18 protein-coding genes and 1 riboswitch are annotated in these 24,298 nt (G+C 76.2%); of the genes, 11 read left to right on the forward strand and 7 right to left on the reverse strand.

Going from position 1 to position 24,298, the window contains the following annotated elements; translation table 11 throughout:
* Window positions 1-103 precede the first annotated feature (103 nt).
* The 4 genes from ACGFZL_RS22020 (at window position 104) to ACGFZL_RS22035 (ending at window position 5,274) form a co-directional block, all read left to right on the forward strand.
* On the forward strand, window positions 104-880 hold the full coding sequence (locus ACGFZL_RS22020; RefSeq protein WP_393693990.1) for an ATP-binding cassette domain-containing protein: 777 nt from the start codon (window positions 104-106) through the stop codon (window positions 878-880).
* The gene (locus tag ACGFZL_RS22025; RefSeq protein WP_393693992.1) at window positions 852-2,936 is read left to right on the forward strand and encodes a YhgE/Pip family protein; all 2,085 of its coding nucleotides are present in this window, start codon (window positions 852-854) and stop codon (window positions 2,934-2,936) included. Before ACGFZL_RS22020 ends, ACGFZL_RS22025 begins: the two co-directional genes overlap by 29 nt.
* Window positions 2,937-2,971: 35 nt before the next feature.
* The gene (locus ACGFZL_RS22030) at window positions 2,972-3,586 is read left to right on the forward strand and encodes a TetR/AcrR family transcriptional regulator (protein WP_393693994.1); all 615 of its coding nucleotides are present in this window, start codon (window positions 2,972-2,974) and stop codon (window positions 3,584-3,586) included.
* A 197-nt stretch (window positions 3,587-3,783) separates the two neighbouring features.
* A complete protein-coding gene (locus ACGFZL_RS22035) occupies window positions 3,784-5,274 on the forward strand; it encodes a phytoene desaturase family protein (RefSeq protein ID WP_393693996.1) in 1,491 nt (496 codons plus the stop codon).
* Between the two features lie 22 nt (window positions 5,275-5,296).
* Here ACGFZL_RS22035 and ACGFZL_RS22040 read toward each other — a convergent pair whose 3' ends face one another.
* The 6 genes from ACGFZL_RS22040 to ACGFZL_RS22065 all read right to left on the reverse strand — a co-directional run bounded on the left by ACGFZL_RS22040 (window position 5,297) and on the right by ACGFZL_RS22065 (window position 10,772).
* On the reverse strand, window positions 5,297-6,235 hold the full coding sequence (locus ACGFZL_RS22040) for a hypothetical protein (protein ID WP_393693998.1): 939 nt from the start codon (window positions 6,233-6,235) through the stop codon (window positions 5,297-5,299).
* Between the two features lie 15 nt (window positions 6,236-6,250).
* Window positions 6,251-7,174: a methylenetetrahydrofolate reductase [NAD(P)H] gene (metF, locus tag ACGFZL_RS22045; protein ID WP_355167019.1), complete on the reverse strand. Its 924-nt coding sequence runs from the start codon at window positions 7,172-7,174 to the stop codon at window positions 6,251-6,253.
* 144 nt (window positions 7,175-7,318) lie between these two features.
* Entirely contained in the window at window positions 7,319-7,966 is a 648-nt protein-coding gene (gene thiE / locus ACGFZL_RS22050; protein ID WP_393694000.1) for a thiamine phosphate synthase, read from the reverse strand.
* 99 nt (window positions 7,967-8,065) lie between these two features.
* Window positions 8,066-8,431, reverse strand: a complete 366-nt coding sequence (locus ACGFZL_RS22055; protein ID WP_355167015.1) for an Rv2175c family DNA-binding protein — start codon at window positions 8,429-8,431, stop codon at window positions 8,066-8,068.
* A gap of 697 nt (window positions 8,432-9,128) precedes the next feature.
* Window positions 9,129-10,391 (reverse strand): NAD(P)/FAD-dependent oxidoreductase, encoded by a 1,263-nt coding sequence (locus ACGFZL_RS22060; RefSeq protein ID WP_393694002.1) that lies wholly within the window; start codon window positions 10,389-10,391, stop codon window positions 9,129-9,131.
* A gap of 33 nt (window positions 10,392-10,424) precedes the next feature.
* Window positions 10,425-10,772: a hypothetical protein gene (locus ACGFZL_RS22065; RefSeq protein ID WP_393694004.1), complete on the reverse strand. Its 348-nt coding sequence runs from the start codon at window positions 10,770-10,772 to the stop codon at window positions 10,425-10,427.
* Window positions 10,773-10,823: 51 nt separating this feature from the next.
* Window positions 10,824-10,937, forward strand: a riboswitch (TPP riboswitch).
* Here ACGFZL_RS22065 and thiO point away from each other — a divergent pair.
* The 7 genes from thiO (at window position 10,934) to fxsT (ending at window position 22,633) form a co-directional block, all read left to right on the forward strand.
* Window positions 10,934-12,148 carry a glycine oxidase ThiO gene (thiO, locus tag ACGFZL_RS22070; protein WP_393694006.1) on the forward strand — a complete coding sequence of 405 codons (1,215 nt, stop codon included), beginning with the start codon at window positions 10,934-10,936 and terminating at the stop codon, window positions 12,146-12,148. Its footprint overlaps the riboswitch before it by 4 nt.
* Window positions 12,145-12,345 carry a sulfur carrier protein ThiS gene (thiS, locus tag ACGFZL_RS22075; protein WP_355167007.1) on the forward strand — a complete coding sequence of 67 codons (201 nt, stop codon included), beginning with the start codon at window positions 12,145-12,147 and terminating at the stop codon, window positions 12,343-12,345. The genes thiO and thiS overlap by 4 nt, the downstream gene beginning before the upstream one ends.
* Window positions 12,346-12,349: 4 nt before the next feature.
* Window positions 12,350-13,153: a thiazole synthase gene (locus tag ACGFZL_RS22080; protein WP_393694009.1), complete on the forward strand. Its 804-nt coding sequence runs from the start codon at window positions 12,350-12,352 to the stop codon at window positions 13,151-13,153.
* A 112-nt stretch (window positions 13,154-13,265) separates the two neighbouring features.
* Window positions 13,266-15,185 (forward strand): Stk1 family PASTA domain-containing Ser/Thr kinase, encoded by a 1,920-nt coding sequence (gene pknB, locus ACGFZL_RS22085; RefSeq protein WP_393694011.1) that lies wholly within the window; start codon window positions 13,266-13,268, stop codon window positions 15,183-15,185.
* Window positions 15,186-15,333: 148 nt separating this feature from the next.
* Window positions 15,334-17,262 carry a hypothetical protein gene (locus tag ACGFZL_RS22090; protein WP_393694012.1) on the forward strand — a complete coding sequence of 643 codons (1,929 nt, stop codon included), beginning with the start codon at window positions 15,334-15,336 and terminating at the stop codon, window positions 17,260-17,262.
* Window positions 17,259-18,278 (forward strand): AAA family ATPase, encoded by a 1,020-nt coding sequence (locus ACGFZL_RS22095; protein ID WP_393694014.1) that lies wholly within the window; start codon window positions 17,259-17,261, stop codon window positions 18,276-18,278. Before ACGFZL_RS22090 ends, ACGFZL_RS22095 begins: the two co-directional genes overlap by 4 nt.
* Window positions 18,278-22,633: an FxSxx-COOH system tetratricopeptide repeat protein gene (gene fxsT, locus ACGFZL_RS22100; protein ID WP_393694016.1), complete on the forward strand. Its 4,356-nt coding sequence runs from the start codon at window positions 18,278-18,280 to the stop codon at window positions 22,631-22,633. Before ACGFZL_RS22095 ends, fxsT begins: the two co-directional genes overlap by 1 nt.
* Here fxsT and ACGFZL_RS22105 read toward each other — a convergent pair.
* Window positions 22,517-24,298 (reverse strand): aKG-HExxH-type peptide beta-hydroxylase, encoded by a 1,782-nt coding sequence (locus tag ACGFZL_RS22105; RefSeq protein ID WP_393694018.1) that lies wholly within the window; start codon window positions 24,296-24,298, stop codon window positions 22,517-22,519. The genes fxsT and ACGFZL_RS22105 overlap by 117 nt on opposite strands.

Consider the following 24,298-nt stretch of genomic DNA (forward strand, 5'->3'; position numbering starts at 1 on the left):
ACAATCCGTTGTGACCTGCGGTTTTGCCTCGACCGCGCGTTCGGGTTAGCTTTTGTACTGACCAGTCAGTTCAAAAGTATGCGTACCCAGGGGGTGGGGATCCGTGGAGGAACCGTCCGCACCGGCCGGACTCGCCGTGACGGCGCGCGGCCTCGGGCTGAAGGGGCCGCGCGGCCGGGCGTTCCGCGGCGTCGACGTCGACGCGGAGCCCGGCGCGCTGGTCGCGGTGACGGGGCCGTCCGGCTCGGGGCGCACCTGCCTGCTGCTCGCGCTCACCGGCCGGATGAAGCCGACGGAGGGGACCGCCGAGGTCGGGGAGCTGCGGCTGCCCCGGCAGGCGGCGGAGCTGCGCCGGGTCAGCGCGTTGGCCCACGTACCCGGCGTCACCGATCTCGAACCCGCGCTGACCGTCGCCGAGCACCTGCGCGAACGGGCGCTGCTCCAGCGGCGCTTCGGGAGCCCCGTACGCGGGCTGCTGCGCGGCCGGGCCGAGCGCGCCGCCGCCTCCCGGGAGCTGATCGACGGCTCGCTCACCGCGGCGGGCCTGGACCTGGAGGCGCTGCCCAAGGGGCCGCGCACCGCCGTGCGGGACCTGGAGCGCACCGAGGCGCTGCGGCTGGAGATCGCCCTCGCGCTGCTCGCCCGCCCCCGGCTGCTCGGCGTGGACGACGCCGACCTCAAGCTGGCGGACGGCGACCGGGAGGCGGTCTGGTCCCTGCTGGCCTCCCTCACCGCCTCCGGCATCACGGTGCTGGCCGTGTGCGGCGAGGCCCCCGCGTCCGTTTCCGCGGTCACCGTGTCCACCCGGCCGGACGGCGAGACGTCCGACGACGAGGCGAAGGGGGCGGCCGATGCGCTCGCCGAAACTGGCCGCGCTTGAGCTGAGGCGCTTCGGGCGGGGACGGCTCCCGCGCGCCGCCCTGGCCGCGCTGCTGCTGCTCCCCCTGCTCTACGGCGCCCTGTACCTGTGGTCGTTCTGGGACCCCTACGGCCGCCTGGACCGCGTCCCGGTGGCCCTGGTCAACGACGACAAGGGCGCGACCGCGGGCAAGGAGAAGCTGCACGCGGGCGACGACATCACCAAGGGGCTGCGCGACAGCAAGACCTTCGAGTGGCACGAGGTGAGCGCCGACGAGGCCCGCGCGGGCGTCGAGGACGGCCGCTACTACCTCTCGCTCACCATGCCCGCCGACCTGAGCCGGCGCATCGCCTCCAGTTCGGGGGAGGCTCCGGAGACGGGCGCGCTCCAGGTCCGTACGAACGACGCGAACAACTACATCGTCGGGCAGATCTCGCGGACGGTCTTCGCGGAGGTGCGCACGGCGGCGTCCGGCAAGGCGTCGCGGTCCTTCCTGGACAAGATCTTCATCTCCTTCTCCGACATCCACGGCGAGACGGAGAAGGCCGCCAAGGGCGCCGACCGGCTGTCGGGCGGCATCGGCAAGGCGAAGAAGGGCTCCGAGGACCTCGCGGCCGGCCTGAAGGAGGCCGAGTCCGGCAGCGGCCGGCTGTCCAAGGGCGTCGGCAGGCTCGACAAGGGCGCCGGCGACCTGGAGACCGGCTCCCGGAAGGTCGCGGACGGCACCCGGCAGCTCGCCGACAAGGTCAACGCGGTCGCCGGGCGGCTGGGCCCCTTCCTGGCGGACAACGAGAAGGCGATCGGCGACACCGCCCAGTTCGTCGCCGACTCCTCCGGGAAGCTCCGCGAGGACCTCGGCACGCTGACGAAGCAGGCGCCGGCCGCCGCGAAGGACGCCCACGCGGAGGCGGACCGCCTCGCGGCGGTGTACCGCACCCGCTGCGCCGACCCGGCGGTGCCGGACGCCGCCTGCGCCGACCTGGAGAAGGCGAAGGACGCCGCGGGCACCGTCGCGGGGGTCGCGGACGACCTCAGCGGCCTGGTCACCGAGCACAAGGCGGAGCTGACGAAGCTCGACACCGACCTGGGCACCCTCCAGAAGCAGGCCCAGACCCTCGCCGACCGCGCCCCGCACCTGTCGGAGGACCTCGACGACGCCGTCACCAAGGTCAACGCCCTCGACAAGGGCGCCGGAAAGGTCGCCGACGGCGCGAAGCAGCTGCACACCGGCCTCGGCACCGCCAGGACCGGAGCCAAGGACCTGAACGCGGGCGTCGACAAGCTGCACACCGGCGCCGACGACCTGAGCGGCGGCATGTACAAGCTGGCCGACGGCTCGGGCGAGCTGGCCGGCGGGCTGCACGACGGCGCGGAGAAGATCCCCGACTACGACAAGAAGGACCGCGACCGGCGCACCGACGTGATGGCCGACCCGGTCCGCCTCGCCTCGCACGACCTGCACCGGGCGCCCAACTACGGCACCGGCTTCGCCCCGTACTTCATCCCGCTCTCCCTGTGGGTCGGCGCGATGGTGGCGTACATGCTGATCGCGCCGCTGAACCGGCGGGCCCTTGCGGCCGGCGCCTCGGCCTGGAGGATCGCGCTGGCGGGCTGGCTGCCGGTGCTGGCGATCGGGGTGCTCCAGACGGCCGCCCTGATGGCGGTGCTGCACTGGGGGGTCGGCCTGGAGATGACCCGGGCGGCCGGCACGATCGGCTTCCTGGTGCTGGTCACGGCCTGCTTCACGGCCGTCGTGCAGTGGCTGAACGCCCGCTTCGGGCCGGCCGGCCGGATCCTGGTCCTGGCGCTGCTGATGCTCCAGCTGACCTCGGCGGGCGGCACGTACCCCGTGCAGACCAGCCCGGGCTTCTTCAACGCCATCCACCCCTTCCTGCCGATGAGCTACGTCGTCGTCGCGCTGCGCCGGCTGATCACGGGCGGCGGCCTGGAGCCGGTGTGGCCGGCCTGCGCGGTGCTGGCGGCGTTCACCCTGGCGGCCCTGGCCCTGACCGCCCTGTCGGCCCGCCGCCGGCAGGTGTGGACGCTCGACCGGCTGCACCCGGAACTGACGCTGTGACGCCGGCGCGGGCCGCGGCTGTGAGAATCGGGACCATGGAACGCAGCAGCGGCGGCCGTCGCGAGGCCACCCGGCAGAAGCTCTACGAGGCGGCGGTCACCCTCATCGCCGAGCAGGGCTTCTCCGCCACCACGGTCGACGAGATCGCCGAGCGGGCCGGGGTGGCGAAGGGCACGGTCTACTACAACTTCGCCAGCAAGTCGGTGCTCTTCGAGGAGCTGCTGCGGCACGGGGTCGGCCTGCTCACCGCCTCGCTGCGGGAGGCGGCGGAGCGGACGGCGCGGGAGGGCGGCAGCCGGGTCGACGCGCTGGACGCGATGGTCCGGGCCGGCCTGGTCTTCATCGACCGCTACCCGGCCTTCACCCAGCTCTACGTGGCCGAGCTGTGGCGCACCAACCGGGCCTGGCAGTCCACCTTGATGGTGGTCCGCCAGGAGGCCGTCGCGGTGGTGGAGGGCGTGCTGCGCGACGGCGTGGGGAGCGGGGAGTTCAGCGACGAGATCGACGTGCAGCTGACCGCCGCCGCGCTGGTCGGCATGGTCCTGGTGGCGGCGCTGGACTGGCAGTCCTTCCAGCCCGAGCGCTCCCTGGACGACGTCCACGCGGCGCTGTCCCGGCTGTTGCAGGGCCGGGTGAGCGGGCGCCCTTGAGCGGGTCCCGACGGGGAAGCGGGGCCGGCCGCCGTTCCGGCGCCCCGTGTCGCCGGTGCCGTCGGCCGTGCCCTTCTCCGTGCCCCCACTCTCTCGTCCGCGCAGGTCGGAGCCCATCCGCGCGGGTACTCATCTGTGCTTCTAGGTACGGATACTCAGGGCGGGAGCGCCGGCGGCCGGCGGTTAGAGTCCTGCGCATGGCACGGATTGTGGTGATCGGCGCCGGGATGGGCGCGCTGGCGGCCGCCGCCCGGCTGGCCGTCGCGGGCCACCGGGTGACGGTGTTCGAGCGGACGGAGACCTACGGCGGCGCGGTGCGCCGCTTCGAGCGCGACGGGTTCCGCTTCGACACCGGACCCGGCCTGCTGCCGCTGCCCGCGGTCTGGCGGGACCTGTTCGTCAAGACCGGCAAGCAGGCCCTGGAGGACCGCGTCGAGCTGGTCCAGGCGGACCCCTCGGCCCGGCACGTCTTCGCCGACGGCTCCGAGGCGGCGCTGCCCGACACCTCGCGGGCCGGGGTGGTCGCCGCCCTCGACGCGGCGCTCGGCGCGCCGGCCGGTGAGCGCTGGGGCGGCTTCCTGGTGCGGGCCCGGGAGACCTGGGACCGCACCCGCCGGCCGCTCCTGGAGGAGCCGCTGTGGCCGAACTGGGGAGTCCTCGCCGAGCGCGAGCCCTATCCCGCCCTCCCCCACAAGCGGCTGCTGCGCACCCGCCGGGCCGGCACGCTCGCCGAGGTCGGCGCGTGGGAGCTGCGGGACGCCCGGCTCGCCGCCCTCCTGGAGAGCCACGCGCTGGCGTACGGCCTCGACCCCCGCACCGCCCCGGCCAACGCGGCCGTGCTGCCGTACATGGAGCACGCCTTCGGCGTCTGGTACGTGCGCGGGGGGCTGCGGGAGCTGGCCCGGGCGGTCTACGAGCGGTGCGTGGAGCGGCGCGTGGAGTTCCGCTTCCACGCCGAGGTGGCGGGGATCGCGGTGCGGGACGGCCGGGTGGCCGGGGTGCGGCTGGCCGACGGCGCCGAGGCGGAGGCGGACTTCGTGGTCGCCGGGGTGGCGCCGGGCGTCCTCGACGGCCTCGTGGACGGCGCGGCCGTGCACGCCGCGGACGGGCCTCCCGCGGCGCCGCAGCGGTCGGCGGCGAGCCGGGCGACCGTGCTGCTGGCGCTGCGGGGCTCCCGTCCGCCGGGCACGGCGCACCGGACGGTGGTGCACGCGCCGGACCGGGAGGCCGAGTTGGACGCCCTGTTCGGGTCCGTGCCGGGCCCGCCCGAGCGGCCCACGGTGACCGTGCTGCGGCCCGACGACCCCGCGTCGGTCCCGGACGCCGGCCACGAGGCGGTGACGCTCACCTCGGTGGTCCCGGCCGGCGCGGCGGTGGACGCCGAACGGCTGGTGGACGCCGCCGCCCGTGCGGTGCCCGGGCTGCGCGACCGGCTGCTGTGGCACGAGGTCCGCACCCCGGCCGACATCGCCGCCGCGACCGGCGCGGCGGGCGGCGCGGTGCCGGTGCCCGCCCTGGCGGCGGCGGGCGGGCGGCTGCTGCACGCGGCCAACACCACGGGGATCGGCGGGCTGTTCACGGCCGGCGGCTGGTCGCATCCCGGCGGCGGGCTGCCGCACGCGGGCATGTCGGGGGCGCTGGTGGCCGGGCTGGTCGTGGAGGGCCCGGACTTCCGGGGCTCGGCGTGAGCGCCGGGCGGCCCGGGGCGCGTCAGAAGCGGTACTGCTCGTCGTAGCCCTGGGGCTGCTGCGGCTGGCCGTCGCCCTGGTACGGGTAGCCGCCCTGCTCGGGCGGGAGTTCGGCGCCGTAGGGGTCCTCGGGGTTGCGCTGCTGCGGCACCCAGACGCCGCCGGCCGGGGTCTCGCCGCCGCTCTGGGCGCCGGCGTACGGGTCGGGCGCGTAGCCCTGCTGGCCGTACTGCTGCCCGCCGGAGGTGTCCCAGCCGCCGCCGGTGTCGTACGGGGCGGTGCCGCCGTAGGTGCCGATGTACGGGTCGGAGTAGGCGGCGTACTGCTGCTGGGCGGCGTCGTAGCCGTAGCCCTGGTGGTGGCCGTCCTGCTGGGCGTAGGCCGAGTAGTCGTAGGCGTAGGGCCGGCCGGCGCCGGTGTCCGCGTCGGCGCCGGGGTAGACGCCGTAGGAGCCGGTGTCGTCCGGCATGGGCTGCGGCTCGTAGACGGCGGTGGTCTCGGCGGGGCGGCCCGGGGCGAAGACGTCGTCGTGGTCGGGGTCGTCCTGGCCGTAGGCGTCGTAGGCGTAGGGGGCGGGCGGTGGCTGCTGGTCGGGGCCCTCGTGCCGGTCGTCGGCCGGTTCGGCGGCCTCCAGGCCGGAGACCTCGAGGGCAGGGTCCCGGTGGGCGCGCTCGGGGCGGCGGCGCCTGCTGCCGACGAGGCCCTCCGGCGCGTTGACCGCCCAGCCGGACTCGAAGCCGCGGCGGAAGGAGAGCGTGACGTAGGTCTGGCCGATCGCGAAGGTGATGGCGCCGAGGCCGATCACGACGACGGACGGCAGCAGCACGCCCACCACCACGCCGACGAAGCCGCCGAAGGCGAGCAGCCGCCAGCGCAGCCGCGCCTTGTACTGCAGCAGCACCTCGCCGAGCAGCCACAGCGCGACGATGCCGAACGCGATGTAGAGGACCGTCCAGCCCATGTACGCCCCTCCGGTCTAGGCCCGCGGGGGGCGGTGCAGGCCCAGGTTCTCGTAGATTTCCAGCGTCGCCGTCGAATTGTTCAGCGTGATGAAGTGCAGTCCGGGGACGCCCTCGGAGCGTAGCCGCGCGCAGAACTCCGTGGCGAACTCGATGCCAATGGAGCGTACCGCCGCCGGATCGCCCGCTGCCCGCAGGATGCGCTCTTTCAGCTCCGCCGGGAACAGGGCGTTGCTGAGCTTGGGCAGCCGCTCCAGCATCTTCACGCTGGTCACCGGCATGATCTCGGGGATGACCGGGGTCTCGCAGCCGGCCGCGGCGACCTTGTCGCGCAGGCGCAGGTAGGACTCCGGCTCGAAGAACATCTGGGTGATCGCGTAGTCGGCGCCGGCCCGGCACTTGGCCACGAAGTGCGCCACGTCGGTGTCCCAGTCCGCCGAGCGCGGGTGCATCTCGGGGAAGGCGGCGACGCCCACGCAGAAGTCGCCGGAGTCCTTGATGAGCCGGACCAGGTCGGCGGCGTACGTCAGGCCCTCGGGGTGCGCGATCCAGTCGCCCATCGGGTCGCCGGGCGGGTCGCCGCGCACGGCCAGGATGTTGCGGATCCCGGCGTCGGCGTACTGGCCGATGATGTTGCGCAGCTCGGCGACGGAGTGGTCGACGGCGGTGAGGTGGGCGACCGGGGTGAGCGTGGTGTCGGCGACGATCTGCTGGGTCTCCTTGACGGTGCCCGCGCGGGTGGAGCCGCCGGCGCCGTAGGTCACGGAGACGAAGTCCGGGGCGACCGCCTCGACCCGCCGCAGCGCGCTCCACAGGTTGCGCTCGCCCTTGGCCGTCTTCGGCGCCGAGAACTCGAAGGAGTACGTCGTCTTGCCGGCGGCGAGCATGTCGCGCACGGTGCGTGCGCGATCAGTCCTGGTGGATGCGGTTCCGAAGGCCATACGGGCAGGTTAGCGACGGGGTGGCGGCGACCCAACCGGATCTGGGGAAAACGTCCGGAATGCCGGATCGCCGTCCACCCCTTGGACACCCGGGGACACCCGGGGACACCCGGGGACACCCGGGGACACCCGGCCGCGAGCGGGTCAGGTCTCGCGCAGCCGCTTGGCGAACTCGGCCGCCGCCGCGCCGGGGTCGTCCGCGGCGGTGATCGCGCGGACGACGACCACGCGGCGGGCGCCGGCGTCGAGGACCTGGTCGAGGTTGGCGAGGTCGATGCCGCCGATGGCGAACCAGGGGCGGTCGGTGCCCAGGGAGGCGGTGTACCGGACGAGGTCGAGGCCGGGGGCGTGGCGCCCTGGCTTGGTGGGGGTGGGCCAGCAGGGGCCGGTGCAGAAGTAGTCGACGCCGTCCTGGGCGGCTGCCGCGGCGGCCTCGGACTCGGCGTGGGTGGAGCGGCCGATCAGCACCTCCTCGCCCAGGATCGCCCGGGCGGCGGGCACCGGCAGGTCGCCCTGGCCGAGGTGGAGTACGTCGGCGCGGGCGGCGTGCGCGACGTCCGCGCGGTCGTTGACGGCGAGCAGCCGGCCGTGCCGGGCGCATGCCTCGGCGAAGACCGCCAGATGCTCGAGCTCCTCGCCTGCCTCCATCCCCTTGTCCCGGAGCTGCACGACGTCGACCCCGCCGGCCAGCACCGCGTCGAGGAACTCGGGCAGGTCGCCCTGCTCGCGGCGGGCGTCGGTGCACAGGTAGAGCCGGGCGTCGGCGAGCCGGGCGCGGGCGGTGTCGGGCATGCGGGTGTCCCCCCAGGTCGGTGGTGCGGGCCGGCCACCGCGGGGCGTGGTGCGGACGCCCCGCGGTGGCCGGGTCAGGCCGGATCGGGCCGGGTCAGCTCAGAAGGCGAGCGCCTGGGCGCGGCGCTTCACCTCCGTGCCGCGATTCTCGCTCAGCGCCTGGGCGGGGGTGCCGGGCAGGGTGTCGTCGGGCGTGAAGAGCCACTCCAGCATCTCCTCGTCCGTGAAGCCGTCGTCGCGCAACACGGTGAGCAGCCCGGTCAGGCCCTTGACGACCTTGTCGCCGTCGATGAAGGCCGCCGGGACGTGCAGCGCGCGGTTCTCCCCGCGGCGTACGGCGATGAGCTGGCCCTCCTTGATGAGCTGGCGTACCCGGGTCACCTCGACGTCGAGCTGTTCGGCGATGTCGGGGACGGTGAGCCAGGCGGGTACGAGAGCATCGGTCTTTGCGTCAATCTCGGTCACGCCTCAAGCCTGCCATCTGCCACCGACAGCCGGAAGCGGAAGCCTGCGGCGCGGGGCCGGGGGGGCATCGAGGCGGGGCCACCCTGGCGGGGCCACCGTGGCGAAACCCACCCGGGGTGGGACCGCTGGGCGGGACCTACGGGGTGGGGCCAGCCGGGCGGGGCTACCGGGGAAGTACCAGCCGGGCGGCGCCACCAGGGCGGAGCCCACCCGGGCGGACCCGCCGGGCAGAACCTACGGGGTGGGGTCGGCCGGGCGGGGCTGCGGGGGCGGAGCCAGCCGGCCGGGGCCCCCGGGGGGCGGACCCGGCGAGGCAGCGCTACCGGGGCGGGACCACCAGGGCCGGCCCGCCCGAACGAGGCCACCGGGGGCGGGGCCAGCCGGGGCGGGGCCGTCGGACAGCGGGGCCGGAGCCGGCCGGGGCGGCGCCAGCGGGGCGGGACCGCCGGACCGGGCCACCCGAGGCTGGACACCCGGGCGGAGCAGGCGGGGCGGGACCGGCAGGGCCGGGCCAGGCAGGGCCGGGCCAGCCAGGCAGGCCCAGCCGGGGCGGCACCGCTGGGCAGGGCCTCTCGGACAGGGCCTCCCGGGGCGGAGCCAGCCGGGCGGCGCCGGTGGGGCGGGACCGGCAGGGGCGGGGCAGCCGGGGCGGGACTGCCAGGGGCGGGGCAGCCGGGGTGGGGTCGGCTGGGTGGGGCTAGTGGGGGTTTGTGGTGGCGGACTTCAGGGGGCGGGACGGGTCGGGGAGGAGGCGGGGGTTCATGGGGGTGCCGGACGTGATCAGGCGGCGGCCCTGGGCCAGGTCGCGGGGGCGGCCCACCGCGAGGAGGGCGACCAGGCGGTCGCCGCGCAGCCAGCAGACCGTCCAGGCGGGGCCCGTGGGATCGCCGCGCCACAGGACGGTGTCGGCGCCGGTGTGGTGGCCGGCGTACTGGACGAAGCGGCCGAACTGCTCGGACCAGAAGTACGGCACCGGGTCGTAGGGTGCGGGTTCTTCCCCGGCGGCGGCGCCGACGATGTCGGCGGCGACCGTGCGTGGGCCCTGCAGGGCGTTGTCCCAGTGGTGTACCAGGAGCCGCTCGCCGTAGCGCCCGGAGGGGAAGGACGCGCAGTCGCCGACCGCGTACACGTCCGGCGCCGAGGCGCGCAGCCGGTCGTCGGCCAGCACCTCGCCGTGCGCGCCGAGGGCGATGTCGGAGCCGGCCAGCCAGCCGGTGGCGGGGCGGGCGCCGATGCCGACGACGACCGCGCCGGCCGGCAGCCGGGTGCCGTCGGCCAGGACGACCGTGCCGGCCGCGTCGCCTGCGCCCGGCTCGACGCGCTCCACGCGCGCGTGGGTGCGCAGCTCGGCGCCGCTGTCGGCGTACCAGGCGGTCATCGGCGCGGCGACCTCGGCGGGCAGGGCGCCCGCCAGCGGCCGGTCGGCGGCCTCCACGACGGTCACCGCGCAGCCGGCCTCCCGGGCGGCGGTGGCGAACTCGGCGCCGATCCAGCCGGCCCCGACGACCACGATGTCGTGCTGCCGGGCCAGCACGGGCCGCAGCCGCTCGGCGTCGTCCAGGGTGCGCAGCAGGTGCACGCCCGGCACACCCTCGGTGCCGGGGAGGCGAATCGGTTCGGCGCCGGTGGCCAGCACCAGGGCGTCGTACGGGACGGGTCCCGCGGAGGTGTCCAGGGTGTGCGCGCCGGGCCGGACGCCGAGGGCCTCGCAGCCGAGGCGCAGGGTGATGCCGAGCGCCTCGAAGTCGACGTCGAAGGCGGAGCCCTCGGCGGTGCCGAGCAGGACGGCCTTGGACAGCGGGGGGCGGTCGTAGGGCTGGTGGGGCTCGGCACCGATCAGGGTCACGGCGCCGGTGAACCCCTGCTCGCGCAGGGCGACGGCGGTCTGGACGCCGGCCATGCCCGCGCCCACCACGACCACGCCCGGTGCCTGTGCCGTCTCCCGCGTCAGCTCGCTCACCTTGATCACCTTAGTCATCCGGACGCCCGCCGGTCAGTGCCCCGGAGCGATCTCCTCCACGACGCTCGTCCCGCTGCCCGGCTGCGACTCCCATTCCCAGGTCTCCGCCAGCCGCACCCGCCCGTCCGGCAGCTCGGTCACGGTGGACGCGCAGTGGCCCGATGACGTGCTGCCGTCGGTCTTGAGCTGCACGTACCGGAAGTCCAGCCGGTCGCCGTCCCGGGTGCCCACCAGGTGCCCGCGCACGACGTCCCCGCCCGCGTACTCCGCCCAGATCGCGCCGTCCTCCTCGTGGTACGCGAACCGGGTGCGGGTGCCCACCTGGCCGGGCGTCTGGTCGGCGACCGGGGCGAGGACGAGTCCGTCGAGCGAACGGGCCATGCGGGAGGCTCCCTTACTGGGCGGCGGGGCGGAGAGCTAGGGTGGCCAAGGTAGAGCACACGCGGGAGCCCGGACGCAGCGGGCTGAGAGGGAGGCTGGCGCGGCCTCCGACCGTCCGAACCTGATCCGGGTCATGCCGGCGAAGGGAGGGTCTTGACGCCATGGCGTCTTCAGCACCTGCAGGAACGCCGTCAGCACCTGGCGGATCCCCGTCCGGGGCCGCCGACGTCCTCGTGGTGGGCGGCGGGATCATCGGCCTGGTCACCGCCTGGCGGGCCGCGCAGCGGGGCCTGGCCACCGCCGTGGTGGACCCCGAGCCGGGCGGCGGGGCCGCGCAGGTGGCGGCCGGGATGCTCGCCGCCGTCACGGAGCTGCACTACGGCGAGGAGACGCTGCTCGCGCTGAACCTCGCCTCCGCGCGCCGCTACCCGGAGTTCGCCGCCGAGCTGGCCGACGCGACCGGCCTGGACCTCGGCTACCGCCGCTGCGGCACGCTCGCCGTCGCCCTGGACGCCGACGACCGCGCGCACCTGCGCGAGCTGCACGCCTTCCAGGAGCGCTCGGGGCTGACCTCGGAGTGGCTGTCGGGGCGCGAGTGCCGTCGCCTGGAGCCGATGCTCGCGCCGGGCGTGCGCGGGGGCCTGCGGGTGGACGACGACCACCAGGTCGACCCCCGCCGCCTGGCCGCCGCGCTGGTCACCGCCTGCGAGCGGGCCGGCGTCGCCTTCCACCGGACCTGGGCCGCGCGGCTGACCGTCGCCGCGGACCGGGCCACCGGCGTGGTCACCGCCGACGGCACCGAGCTGCCGGCCGGGCAGGTGGTGCTGGCCGGCGGCAGCCTGAGCGGGCGCCTCGACGGCGTGCCCGAAGGGCTGGTGCCGCCGGTGCGGCCGGTCAAGGGCGAGGTGCTGCGGCTCACGATGCGGGAGGGCGCACCGCTGCTGGGCCGCACCGTGCGGGCGGTGGTGCGCGGCAACCCGCTCTACCTGGTGCCGCGCGAGAACGGCGAACTGGTCGTCGGCGCCACCAGCGAGGAGCAGGGCTGGGACACCACGGTGACCGCGGGCGGCGTCTACGCCCTGCTGCGCGACGCCCACGAGCTGGTCCCCGGCATCACCGAGCTGGCCCTGACGGAGACCCGCGCGGGCCTGCGCCCCGGCTCCCCGGACAACGCCCCGCTGCTCGGCCCGACCGGCCTGGACGGGCTGCTCCTGGCCACCGGCCACTACCGCAACGGCGTCCTGCTCACCCCGGTCACCGGAGACGTGCTGGCGCACGCCCTGACCACCGGGGAGCTGCCCTCGGAAGCCCGCCCCTTCACCCCCCGGCGCTTCGGCGCCGCCCTCGCCCTCTCCTCCCCGGAGCCGACCGCATGAACATCTCCGTCAACGGGGAGCCGCGCGAGGTGGCCCCCGGCACCGCCCTGGACGCCCTGGTGGGCGTCCTCACCGCGGCCCCCTCCGGCGTGGCCGCCGCCGTCAACGAGACCGTCGTCCCGCGCACGCGGTGGGCCGCCACCGCGCTGGCCGAGGGCGACCGCGTCGAAGTCCTCACCGCCGTCCAAGGAGGCTGACCCGATGGCCGACGACCCCTTCGTCCTCGGCGGCACGTCCTACACGTCCCGCCTGATCATGGGCACCGGCGGCGCCCCCAGCCTCGACGTGCTCGAGCGCGCCCTGGCGGCCTCCGGCACCGAGCTGACCACGGTGGCGATGCGCCGGGTGGACCCCTCGGTGCACGGCTCGGTCCTGTCGGTGCTGGAGAAGCTGGGCGTGCGGGTGCTGCCGAACACCGCCGGCTGCTACACCGCCGGCGAGGCCGTGCTCACCGCCCGCCTGGCCCGCGAGGCCCTCGGCACCGACCTGGTCAAGCTGGAGGTCATCGCCGACGAGCGCACCCTGCTGCCCGACCCGATCGAGCTGCTGGACGCCGCCGAGACGCTGGTCGACGACGGCTTCACGGTGCTGCCGTACACCAACGACGACCCGGTGCTCGCGCGGAAGCTGGAGGACGTGGGCTGTGCGGCGATCATGCCGCTCGGCTCGCCGATCGGCTCCGGGCTCGGCATCCGCAATCCGCACAACTTCCAGCTGATCGTGGAGCACGCGCGCGTGCCGGTGATCCTGGACGCGGGCGCCGGCACCGCCTCGGACGTGGCCCTGGCGATGGAGCTGGGCTGCGCGGGCGTGATGCTCGCCTCGGCGGTGACGCGGGCGCAGGAGCCGGTGCTGATGGCCGCCGCGATGCGGGCGGGGGTGGAGGCGGGGCGGCTCGCCCGGCTCGCGGGGCGGATCCCGCGCCGGCACTTCGCGGAGGCGTCGTCCCCGGTGGCGGGCCTGGCCGACCTCGACCCGGAGCGGCCGGCCTTCGGCACGCCCTGACGGCATCCGACGGGCGCACGCCGGGAGAGACACGTCACAGCTCCGCTCCAGTACCGCCCCGATCGCGCCGCACACCGCGGAGGTGTCGGTGCCGGCTCGTAGACTCGCCTGCGTGGACACGACCCTCCAGGACCCTCTCGTCGGGCAGACGCTCGACGGCCGGTACCGCGTCGAGGCGCGGATCGCGGTCGGCGGGATGGCCACGGTCTACCGGGCCGTGGACACCCGCCTGGACCGCGTGCTCGCGCTCAAGGTGATGCACCCGACGCTCGCCACCGACGTCTCCTTCGTCGAGCGGTTCATCCGCGAGGCCAAGTCGGTGGCCCGGCTCGACCATCCCAACGTCGTCCAGGTCTACGACCAGGGCGCCCAGGGCGCGTACGTGTATCTGGCGATGGAGTACGTCGCCGGCTGCACCCTGCGCGACGTGCTGCGCGAGCGCGGGGCGCTCCGGCCGCGGGCCGCCCTCGACATCCTGGAGCCGGTCCTCGCCGCCCTGGGCGCCGCCCACCGGGCGGGCTTCGTGCACCGGGACATGAAGCCGGAGAACGTGCTGATAGGGGACGACGGCCGGGTCAAGGTCGCCGACTTCGGGCTGGTCCGCGCGGTCGACACGGTCACCGCCACCACGGGATCCGTGCTCGGCACGGTCTCCTACCTGGCGCCCGAGCAGATCGAGTCCGGCGCGGCGGACCCGCGGGTCGACGTCTACGCGTGCGGTGTCGTCCTTTACGAGATGCTGACCGGCGAGAAGCCGCACGACGGGGACTCCCCCGCGCAGATCCTCTACAAGCACCTCCACGACGACGTGCCGCCGCCGTCGGCCGCCGTGCCGGGCATGGCGTACGCGCTGGACGAGCTGGTCGCCCTGGCGACCGCGCGGAACCCCGAGGTCCGCCCGCCGGACGCGGTGGCGCTGCTCGGGCTGGCCCGCGAGGCGCGGGCCGCGCTCGGCGCGGAGCAGCTGGACGCCGTGCCGCCGCGGGCCACCGAGGGCGCGCATGTCGGCGCCGAGAACCGCACCAGCGTCATCCCGCGCGCGCTGCCCGTGGACGGCGGCGCCGCCGCCTCCGTCCGGCACACCGCCCGCTTCGCCTCTCCCCCGCTGGATCCGCCGGCCCCCCGCCGCCCGCGCCGCCGGCCGGCCGTGCGGCGCGGGCCGCTGGCCGTGGTGGTGGCCGTCCTGCTGGTGCTCGGCGTCGGCACCGGGCTGTGGTACATCAACTCCGGCCAGTTCACCAAGGTGCCGCCGCTGCTGTCCAAGACCGAGGTCCAGGCCCGGGATCGGCTGAAGGAGGCCGGCCTGGAGGTCGGCAGGGTCCGGCACGCCTACAGCGACACCGTCCGGCGCGGCACGGTCATCTCCACCGACCCCGGTGTCGGCGCCCGGATCCGCGACAGCGACGCCGTCTCGCTCACCGTCTCCGACGGCCCCGAGACGGTGGAGCTGCCCGACGTCCGGGGCGACAAGCTCGACCGGGCGCGCGACACGCTCAAGGACGAGGGACTCGAACCGGGCATGGTGACCCGGGAGTTCAGCGACGAGGTGGAGCGCGGCTCGGTGGTCGCCACGGACCCGGAGCCGGGCACCGAGGTCCGCGCGGGCACGGCCGTCGCCCTGACCGTCAGCAAGGGCAGCCCGGTGGAGGCCCCCGACGTCACCGGCGACGACCTCCAGGACGCGCGCGACCAGCTGGCGGAGGCGGGCCTGAAGGTGAAGGTGGCCTCCGGGCAGGTCACCTCCGAGTACGACAAGGGCCAGGTGGCCCGGCAGTCCCCGGACCCCGGCGAGCAGCTCGCCGAGGGCGACACGGTGACGCTCACCGTGTCCAAGGGCCCCGAGATGATCGAGGTCCCGGACGTGACCGGCGACAGCGTGGACGAGGCGCACGACAAGCTGGAGAGCGCCGGCTTCGAGGTGCACGAGGACCGCGGCTTCCTGGGCCTGTTCGGCGACGAGATCAAGGACCAGTCGGTGGACGGCGGCGACAAGGCGCCCAAGGGGTCGACGATCACCATCAAGATCCGCTGACGCGCACCCCGGGGATCCCTCGGGGCGGTGCCCGCACCGCCTCGGGAACAGTCCGGCAACGGCCGTCGGCGGGGCCCTTCGCCCCCTCCGCCGGCCCCGCGGAGGCCGCTACTATGGCGGCTTCGCGGACGGTCGGGGGGTGGGCGTCTTGGGGGCGGAAGCGGTCGCGCGCACCGCGGTGGCCGACGACTGGCAGGTGAGCATCCTGGGGCCCGGCGGGCAGCCGGTCGGCGGCGGGGTCGTGATCCCGCCCCGTTACGTGCTGACCTGCGCCCATGTGGTCGTCTCGGCCCTCGGCGGCCGCCCGGCCGACGACCCCGGCGCCACCGTCACGGTCGCCCTGGCAGGCGGCCTGGAGCACACCGCGTCCCCCGGCGGCGGCCACCACTGGACGGGCGGCAGCCACCACGAGGACGTCCTGGTGCTCACCCTCCACGGCGACCTGGGCCGCGGCCGGTTACCGGTCACGCACGGGCACCTCTCCGCCGGTGACTTCGCGGTCCGGCGCGAGATGCAGGTCTACGGCTACCCGCAGGGCCAGCCGCACGGCGTGTGGGCCGACTGCCTGATGGCCGGGCGGGGCGGGCCGGACGCGGCGCTGATCCAGCTGAACGACGCGCCGGGCACCGGGCGCCGGGTGGCCCGCGGCTACAGCGGCTGCGGCGTGAAGGACGCCGCCACCTCCCGCGTCGCCGGCCTGGCTGTGCTGCGCGACCGGTCCCCCGAGGCGGGCGTGACCTGGATGATCCCGCTGGACCGGCTGGCCCGCGCCTGGCCGCCGTTGCGCGCGGCCCTTGGCCTGGCCGGGGAGCGTCTCGAGCCGCCCGGGCCCGCCGAGGAGGGCCAGGAGGACCCGTACGACGGCCCGTTCGACGCGGAGGCGATGGACGACCTCTACCGTCTGCTCCTGGACGGCGGCCACGCGCCGGCCGGCCTGGTGGCGCTGCGCGACGAGGCGCTGGGGCCGGTGCGGCGGACCTGGCGGGGCGCCCCGGAGGACATCCTCGGGATCGTGCACGACCTGCGGCACATCGCCCAGGCGGGCCGCCCGGTGCCGCCGCTGCTGACCTTCGTCGCCGCGCTGTCCCGCATGGTCCCCGGGCCGCGCGGCCAGGAGCTGGCCCGCTGGGTGCGCGGCCGGGCCGGGCACTGCGTCCCGGCGGTCGACCCCGGGCCCCTCCTCGAGCGCCGCGCCCGTCCGGCGGGCGCCGGCGCGCGGTGGACGTACGCCACCTTCCGCGTCACCCCGGCCGCCACGCGGGCGCACTACCTCCTGGACGTCTTCCGCGAGCACGAGGGCACCCCGCGCGAGGCGGTGCGCCAGTACACCGAGGCGATGAAGCCGGCCCGGGTGGAGCGCCTGGTGGTCGAGGAGATCCTGCGCATGCGCCGCGAGCAGACCCCGGACTCCCCCGACCTGTTCGTGGAGTTCGTGCTGCCCCGCGAGCTGCTCGGCCGGCCGGTCGACACCCTCACCATCCCGACCCCCAGCGGCGCGGAGGTGCGTCTGGGGGTGGTGCACCCGGTGGCCGTGCGCAGCCTCGAGCGCCAGGACGCCTCGGAATGGGTCGACTGGGGGCATAACTGGTCCCGCAAGTGGGACAGGATGAGGGCATTGGCCGCACTCTCCGGAGAGGGCGTGGTGGATGTGATCCCCGTCCGCAATCAGGAGGGCTCCTCCTACGAGGACCTGTTCTCCGCGCTGCTGGCCGACGAGGGGCCGCTGGCGCTGGTCCTCGGCTTCCCGCCGCGCGCGCCGCGCCGCCGGGCGCCGGACGCGGAGTTCGACGCCGCCCTGGACGCCGGCGTACCGGCCCTGGTCTGGGCCCACGACGAGCAGGACGGGCCGCAGGTGTGCGCCGGGCTGCCGGACCGGCTGCGCGCGGCGGCTGCGGGCACCCTGTCCGCGGAGGTGCTCAGGGCCCGCCGCGGGGAGTGGGCGGCCCGGGCCGGCGTGGCCCGCTCGCGCGCCGCCGGCGGACTGCGCCTCGGCTTCCTGTGGGACCCCTTCGACCGGCTGCCCCCGCGCGCCCCCCTGACCCCGCCCGCCCCCGCACCCGGAGGTGACCCCCGGTGACCGAGCCCGCAGCCCCGCCGCCGCCCGCGTGGTGGATCTACCGCGGTGACGGCGTCCCGCACAACGCGATCGAACGGCTGCCGGACCCCCCGGTGTGGCGCCCGCTCCAGCAGGGCATGCCCCCGCAGGACGACGACGCGGTCGCCCCGGAGCCGTCCGACGCCCAGCGGGGCCGGGTCTTCCAGGTGGACCGGGGCCTGGTGGACGCGGTCAACGCGGCCCTGCTGCTGCGCCGCCCGCTGCTCCTGACGGGCCGTCCGGGCACCGGCAAGTCCACGCTGGCGCACGCGGTCGCCTACGAGCTGGGCCTCGGCCCGGTGCTGCACTGGCCGGTGACCTCGCGGACCACGCTGCGCGACGGCCTGTACTCCTACGACGCCATCGGCCGCCTGCACGAGGCCAACCTGCGCCGCGCCGGCCTGGACACCGGCGGCGGCACCGGGGAGATCGGCCGCTTCCTGCGGCTCGGCCCGCTGGGCACGGCGCTGCTGCCGCGCCGCCGGCCGCGGGTGCTGCTCGTGGACGAGCTGGACAAGAGCGACATCGACCTGCCGAACGACCTGCTGACGGTCTTCGAGGAGGGCCGCTTCAGCGTCGAGGAGCTGCTGCGGCTGCCGCCCGAGCAGGGCACGGTCGCGGTGCGCACCGCGGACGGCTCCACCGAGCCGGTGACGGACGGCGAGGTGAGCTGCTGGGCGTTCCCGTTCGTGGTCATCACCTCCAACGAGGAGCGCGAGTTCCCCGCCGCCTTCGCCCGCCGCTGCCTGCGCTACGACATCGAACCGCCGGGCCCGGAGCGGCTGGCCGCGATCGTCGCCGCGCACCTGGGCGAGGAGGTCCTCGACCAGACCCGGCCACTGGTGGAGGCGTTCCTCGCCGAGCAGGACCACGGCAGCGTCGCCGTCGACCAGTTGCTCGGCGCGATCCAGCTGGCCCGGGCCGGCGCGGACGAGGACCCCGAGCAGTGGCAGGACCTGCTGCGCACCCTGTGGCGGCATCTGGAGACGGGGCCCTGATGGCCTACGAACCGCCGCCCGAGCGGCCCGCCCCGGACGCCCGGGAGATCGCCGAGGTGCTGTGGCTGGCGGCGCAGCTGGCCCGCGCCCCGGCCGAGCCGGCGCCTGGCCGCGACCCCGCGCGTCCGCACCGGCTGTCCGGGCTGGCCGGCGAGCTGGAGCCCGGCACGCCGCACCGCCCGCCCGAGGACCCCGGCGCGGACGACGTCCTGCCGCCGCCGGCCGGCGATCTCCCGGCGGACGGCACCGGCGAGGCCGCCCGGCAGCCCCGGCTGCACATGCCGGGCACCGGCACTCCCGGCCCGCCGGTGCCGGCGCTGCCGGTGCGCTCCCCCGGCGTACGGCCGCTGCCCCGGGCGGCGGAGCTGGGCCGGGCGCTCAGGCCGCTGCGCCGGCGGGCCGCCTCGGCCGTACGGCACCGCCTGGACGAGGAGGCGACGGCGGAGCGGGCCGCGCAGACGGACGTCTGGGAGCCGGTCCTTGTCCCGGCGGAGGAGCCCTGGCTGGACCTGGTCCTGGTGGTGGACACCGGCGAGTCGATGGTGCTGTGGGACGGCGCGGTGGCCGAACTGCGCACGGTGCTGCGGCGGGTGGGCGCCTTCCGGTCGATCACGGTGCGCTGGCTGGAGCACCTGCCGGACGGGGCGGTGGCGGTGCGCGCCGCGCCGCCACCGTGGAGCGGCCCCGCCGCCGCGGGCGACCGGCCGCCCCCGCACTCCCCGCGCGGCACGGTGCTGGTGTTCAGCGACGCGATCGGCCCGGGCTGGCGCTCGGGCGCGGTCTCCCGGCTACTGTCCCGCTGGGCGCGCGGCCGGCCCACGGCACTCGTCCAGCCGCTGGACCGGCGGCTGTGGCACCGCACCGCGCTGCGCCCGGTCCCCGTCACCCTCAAGGCGGCCCGCCCCGGCGCTCCCAACACCGACCTGCGCGGCGACGCGGCCGGGCGGGGGCCGCTGGTGCCGGTGGTCGAGCTGGACCCGGCGGCGCTGGGCTCCTGGGCCCGGCTGGTGGCCCGCCCGGAGAGCGCCGCCTTCCAGGGGTACGCGGTGCGCACCGGTGCCGCGCGCCGGGCGCCGGCGGAGGCCGGCCCGGAGCGGGCGGCGCGCGACGAGCGGCGCTCACCGCTCGACCGGGTCCTCGCCTTCCGGGCGGTGGCCTCGCCGCAGGCCTTCGAACTGGCCGGGTACCTGTCCGCCGCGCCGCTGTTCCTGCCGGTGATGCGGCTGGTGCAGCAGGTGATGGCGCCGCGCACCACGCCCTCGCACCTGGCGGAGGTGTTCCTGTCCGGGCTGCTGCACCCGGTCTCGCCGGGGCCGCGTCCGGCGGAGCAGACCGAGTTCGACTTCCCCGAGGCGGTGCGGTCGCTGCTCCTCGGGTCGCTGCACCGGCAGGAGAGCCGCCGGGTGCTGACGGCGGTCTCCGGGTACCTCGCCGAACACTCCTCCGCCCCGTACCGGTTCGACGCGACGCTGACCGACCCGGCGCACGAGCTGCCCGCCCGGATCAGCGTGGAGAGCCTGCCGTTCGCCAAGGTGGACGCGGCGGTGGCGGACGCGCTGGGCGGCGGGTTCGCGGCCCGGGCGCGCCGGCTGCGCGGCCTGATCTCCGGACCGCCCCGGCCCCGGCAGGAGGGTGACGCTGCGTCGCCCTACGATGACGCTGTGACTGACACCACAGCCGTCAGCGGCACCATCGAAGCGGAGGCCGGCCGCCCCCGTCCGGCGGGGGAACCGCCCCGGCACCCAGCGGAAAGGGATCGATCCGTGGCCGAGCACCGCTCCCGACCGGCCGGCGCCGACGGCCGCACGGCCCTCGCGGAGCCCCTGACGGGTCCGCTGTCCTCGCTCACCCGGCCGATGCGGTTCGAGGAGGCCGTTCCCCAGGTGTGGGGTCGGCGCATCCCGCCGCGCAACCACAACTTCACCGGCCGGGACGAGCTGATCACCCAGTTGCACGAGCGGCTGGGCGACCGGCGGGCGGCGATCGTGCCGCAGGCCTTCTTCGGCCTGGGCGGGGTGGGCAAGACACAACTGGCTGTTGAATACATCTACCGTTACCAGTCCCAGTACCAGCTGATCTGGTGGATCAACTCCGAGGACCCGGCCCTGGTCCGCACCGCCATCGCCGCGCTCGCCCCGCACCTGGGCCTGGAGGCCGGGCCCAGCGGCGACGAGGCGCTCCCGCTCGTCCTCGACGCGCTGCGCCGGGGCTCTCCGTACCGCAGGTGGCTGCTGGTCTTCGACAACGCCGACCGGCCCGAGGACCTGGAGGAGTACTTCCCCTCCGGCGAGGGCCACGTCCTGATCACCTCCCGCAACCAGAGCTGGGCCGGGCACGCGCACCCGGTCTCGGTGGACGTCTTCTCCCGTGAGGAGTCGGTGCGCTTCCTGCGCCGCCGGGTGCCGGGCATGCCCGCCGAGGACGCCTCGCGGCTGGCCGAGGCGCTGGGCGACCTGCCGCTGGCGGTGGAGCAGGCCGGGGCGTGGCACGCGGAGACGGCCATGTCGGTCGACGAGTACCTCCAGCTGCTGGGCGAGCACGCCGGCCGGCTCCTGGACACCTCGGTGCCCTCGGGGTACCCGCACTCCGTGGTGGCGACGTGGAACCTCGCGATGGAGCGGCTCGGCCGGCGCAGCCCGGCGGCGGTGCAACTCCTGCGGCTGTGCTCCTGCATGGCGCCGGAGCCGATCAGCTGGGCGATGCTGCGCAGCGCCGCGTTCGCCCCGCTGCCCTCCCCGCTGGCGGAGGCGCTGCGGGACCCGGTCGAACTGGGCCTGGTCACCCGGGAGATCGGGCGGCTCGCCCTCGCCCGCATCGACCACCGCAGCAACAGCCTCCAGATGCACCGCCTAGTACAGGCGGTCCTCTTCAACCAGATGTCGGAGCAGGAGCAGGAGGACACCTACCACCTGACGCACGTCCTGCTGGCGGCGGCCGACCCGCACGAGCCGGAGAACGGCGACAACTGGCGCCGGTACGCCGAACTGCGGCCGCACATCCGGCCCACCCGGGCCGTGGAGTGCGACCACCGCGAGGTGCGGGACCTGGTGCTCAACGAGATCCGGTACCTGTATCTGTACGGCGACTACACCGGCGGCACGGAACTGGCCGAATTCGCACGCAAGGAGTGGCAGCAGCGGCTCGGCGAGGAGCACCCGCAGACCATGCGGGCCACCCGCTCCTACGCCACCCTGATCCGCACCTTCGGCCGGTTCGACGAGGCCCGGGAGCTGAACGCCGAACTCCTGGTGCGGGCCCGCCGGGTGTTCGGCGAGGACCACGAGGAGACGCTGGCCATCGCCAACAGCACCGCGGCCGACCTGCGGGTCCTTGGCGACTTCGAGCAGGCGGAGCAGCGGGACGGCGACACCCTGGACCGGCTGACCCGCGGCTTCGGCCGGGACTACCCGCTGGCACTGATGTCGGCCGCCAACCACGCCCTGGACCTGCGCCTGCTCGGCCGCTTCCGGGAGGCCCTGGAGCTGGACGCGGACACCTATCAGCGGCGGCAGCGGATCTTCGGACCCGACGAGACGGTGACGCTGGTGGTGGCCGCCAACTACGCCCGCGACCAGCGCGAGCTGGGCGACTACCGGGGCTCGGTGGAGTCGCTGCGCGCGGTCTACCCGAAGCTGCGGGACCTGCACGGCAGCGAGCACCCCAACACCCTGGACGTGGCGAAGAACCTGGCGGTGTCGCTGCGGGCGATGGGCGCCTACGAGGAGGCGTACGACCGCTCCTCGCGCACGGTGGACCGCTACCGGGCCCGGTACGGCGAGGGCGACCTCAACACCCAGGCGGCGGTGGGCAACTACGCCGTCGACCTGCTGCTGCGCGGCGAGCTGGAGGAGGCCGAGCGGCTGGCCGCGCAGACGGTCGCCGGGTACGTGCAGCTCTTCGGCCCCGAGCACCCCTACGTGCCGATGACCGAGACCAACCACGCGCTGGTGTTGAGCGCCCTGGGCGAGCACGAGCGGGCCCTGTCGCTGAACCTCGTGGCCTACGAGAAGCTCACCGAGCGCTTCGGCCCCGAGCACAACTGCACGCTGCGCTGCGGGGTCAACCTGGCCAACGACCTGCACGCGGCCGGCCGGCACGAGGAGGCGGCGCAGGCCGACACCCGGCACCTGGCGGCGCTGCGCGCCACGGTCGGCCCGGACCACCCGGTCACCCTGGTCTGCGGCGGCAACCTCGCCCACGACCTGGACGCCCTGGACCGCACGGAGGAGGCCGCCGCGCTACGGGAGGACGTCGTCGCCCGCTTCACCCGCACGCTGGGTCACGACTACCCGGTCGCCGAGGTCTTCGCCCGCGGCGACCGCGCGTTCTGCGACATCGAGACGCCGGTGTTCTGACCCGTCCGGGTCCCCGGCCGCCAGCCAGGCCGCCAGGTCCAGCGGGTCGGCCGGGTCGGACAGGAAGAGGTGGCGGACCAGGTCGGTGCGGTGGCGCAGGGCCGTGGCGCCGGGGAGGCGCTCCTCGGCGGCTGCCGCAGCCAGCTCCGCCCAGCGGTCGGCGCGGTGCGGCTCGGCCGCGGCGGCGCGGGCGGCGTCGCGGGCCGGGCGGGCGCGCTCGGCGCCGCGTTGCCGGGCCGCCCAGCGCATGACGTCCGGGCCGGGTCCGGTGACCGGCCCCGTGGCGGGGCGTACGGCGTCCGGGGGCAGCTCCCCGGGCGGGCGCCCGGCGCGCCGGCGGGCCACCAGGCGGGCCGTCGCGGCGGCGTCGGGCGGCACGCCCCAGCGCAGCCGCCAGACGGCCTCCTCGCCGGTCTGCACCCGGGCGACGGCCCGCAGCAGCCGCGCGTCCGGGACGTCGGCCCCCGCGCGTACGGTGTCCGCGACCCGGTCCAGGAAGCGGACGCCGAGTCCGGTGAGCGGGACGTGCGCGGTCGCCTCGGCCAGGCCGCGCTCCACGTGCACCCGGGTGCCGGCCGCCCGCCACGCCGCGTCGGCCTGCCCGGGCCCGTCTTCCCGCCCGCCGCGCTCCCGCCAGAAGGCCAGGTCGCCGAGGTGGGCGTAGACGCCCTGGAGGAGCCCCGCGGCCGGGCGCGGATCGGGCCGCCAGGGGGCGTAGAGGCGGGCCCCGCCGTCCCCCTCGTGCAGGGCGACCAGGTCGGTCAGGGCGCTGAGCTTGCTGTGCTGGAACTCGTGCAGCAGGCTCAGCGCCAGCCGCTCGGGGTCGGCCGGCCAGGAGGTCAGCACGGTGCCGAAGGCGTGCCGCGAGGTGGCGGAGGCGACGCCGCGCGCCGGGGCGGGCAGCGGCACCAGGGCGGTGAGGCCGGCGGCGAGTTCGGCGGCGCGGCCCGGGTGGCGCTCCACCAGCAGCTCCCAGGCCGGCCCGAGCAGCCCGAGCCAGGCGGCGGGACCGGCGCTCGCCGTGTCCAGGGCGGGCAGCCGCGGGTCGGCGGTCTCCAGCGGCACCCGCAGGGCCAGGCCCCGGTGCTCGACGGCCAGCACGGCCACCGGCTCCCAGCCGTGCCCGGCCCGCGTCAGGTCGCGCGGCAGCGGGTGCGCCGTGCCGCCGGCCGCGATCCGCACCCGGCACGCCCCGGCGGGCCCCGCGCCGGGCTCGACGCCGACCACCGCCTCCGCCGCGTCGCCCAGCCCGCACACCGTGCCGAGGCCGGGCAGCGGCAGCCGCCCCGCCCGCACCGGCACGGCGATCTCGGCGGCCCGCTCGGCGCGCACCGCGGCGACCACGGCGAGGGCGGCCAGCTCCCGGGCGGCGCACCCGCCCCGCCGGTGCGCCGGGCAGTCCCGTACGGCCCGGGCGGCCCAGGTGCCGAAGGCCGGCCCGCCGGTCACCGCCCCGACCACCGCGGGGGCGGCCCGCTCGATCCGCGCGAGCAGCGCGGCGGCCGGCTCGGCCGCGGCCCCGCAGGGCCCGTCCAGGACCCGGCGCAGCAGGAGCAGGTGCCGGCTGCGCCGGGCCCGCAGCAGCAGCCGCACCGCCTCGGGGCCGCCCTCCCCGGCGGCGAGGGCGTCGAAGAGGGCGTCCGGGACGACGCACGGTTCGAGCAC

Origin of the sequence: Streptomyces sp. NPDC048182 (genome assembly GCF_043202555.1) — a bacterium.
GTDB lineage: Bacteria > Actinomycetota > Actinomycetes > Streptomycetales > Streptomycetaceae > Streptomyces.

Excerpts from the sequence above, each read along its gene's own strand:
- ACGFZL_RS22025 (WP_393693992.1), top strand. The coding sequence starts at position 852 with ATGCGCTCGCCGAAACTGGCCGCGCTTGAGCTGAGGCGCTTCGGGCGG.
- ACGFZL_RS22030 (WP_393693994.1), top strand. The coding sequence starts at position 2,972 with ATGGAACGCAGCAGCGGCGGCCGTCGCGAGGCCACCCGGCAGAAGCTC.
- ACGFZL_RS22035 (WP_393693996.1), top strand. The coding sequence starts at position 3,784 with ATGGCACGGATTGTGGTGATCGGCGCCGGGATGGGCGCGCTGGCGGCC.
- ACGFZL_RS22040 (WP_393693998.1), bottom strand. The coding sequence starts at position 6,235 with ATGGGCTGGACGGTCCTCTACATCGCGTTCGGCATCGTCGCGCTGTGG.
- metF (WP_355167019.1), bottom strand. The coding sequence starts at position 7,174 with ATGGCCTTCGGAACCGCATCCACCAGGACTGATCGCGCACGCACCGTG.
- thiE (WP_393694000.1), bottom strand. The coding sequence starts at position 7,966 with ATGCCCGACACCGCCCGCGCCCGGCTCGCCGACGCCCGGCTCTACCTG.
- ACGFZL_RS22065 (WP_393694004.1), bottom strand. The coding sequence starts at position 10,772 with ATGGCCCGTTCGCTCGACGGACTCGTCCTCGCCCCGGTCGCCGACCAG.
- thiO (WP_393694006.1), top strand. The coding sequence starts at position 10,934 with ATGGCGTCTTCAGCACCTGCAGGAACGCCGTCAGCACCTGGCGGATCC.
- thiS (WP_355167007.1), top strand. The coding sequence starts at position 12,145 with ATGAACATCTCCGTCAACGGGGAGCCGCGCGAGGTGGCCCCCGGCACC.
- ACGFZL_RS22080 (WP_393694009.1), top strand. The coding sequence starts at position 12,350 with ATGGCCGACGACCCCTTCGTCCTCGGCGGCACGTCCTACACGTCCCGC.
- fxsT (WP_393694016.1), top strand. The coding sequence starts at position 18,278 with ATGGCCTACGAACCGCCGCCCGAGCGGCCCGCCCCGGACGCCCGGGAG.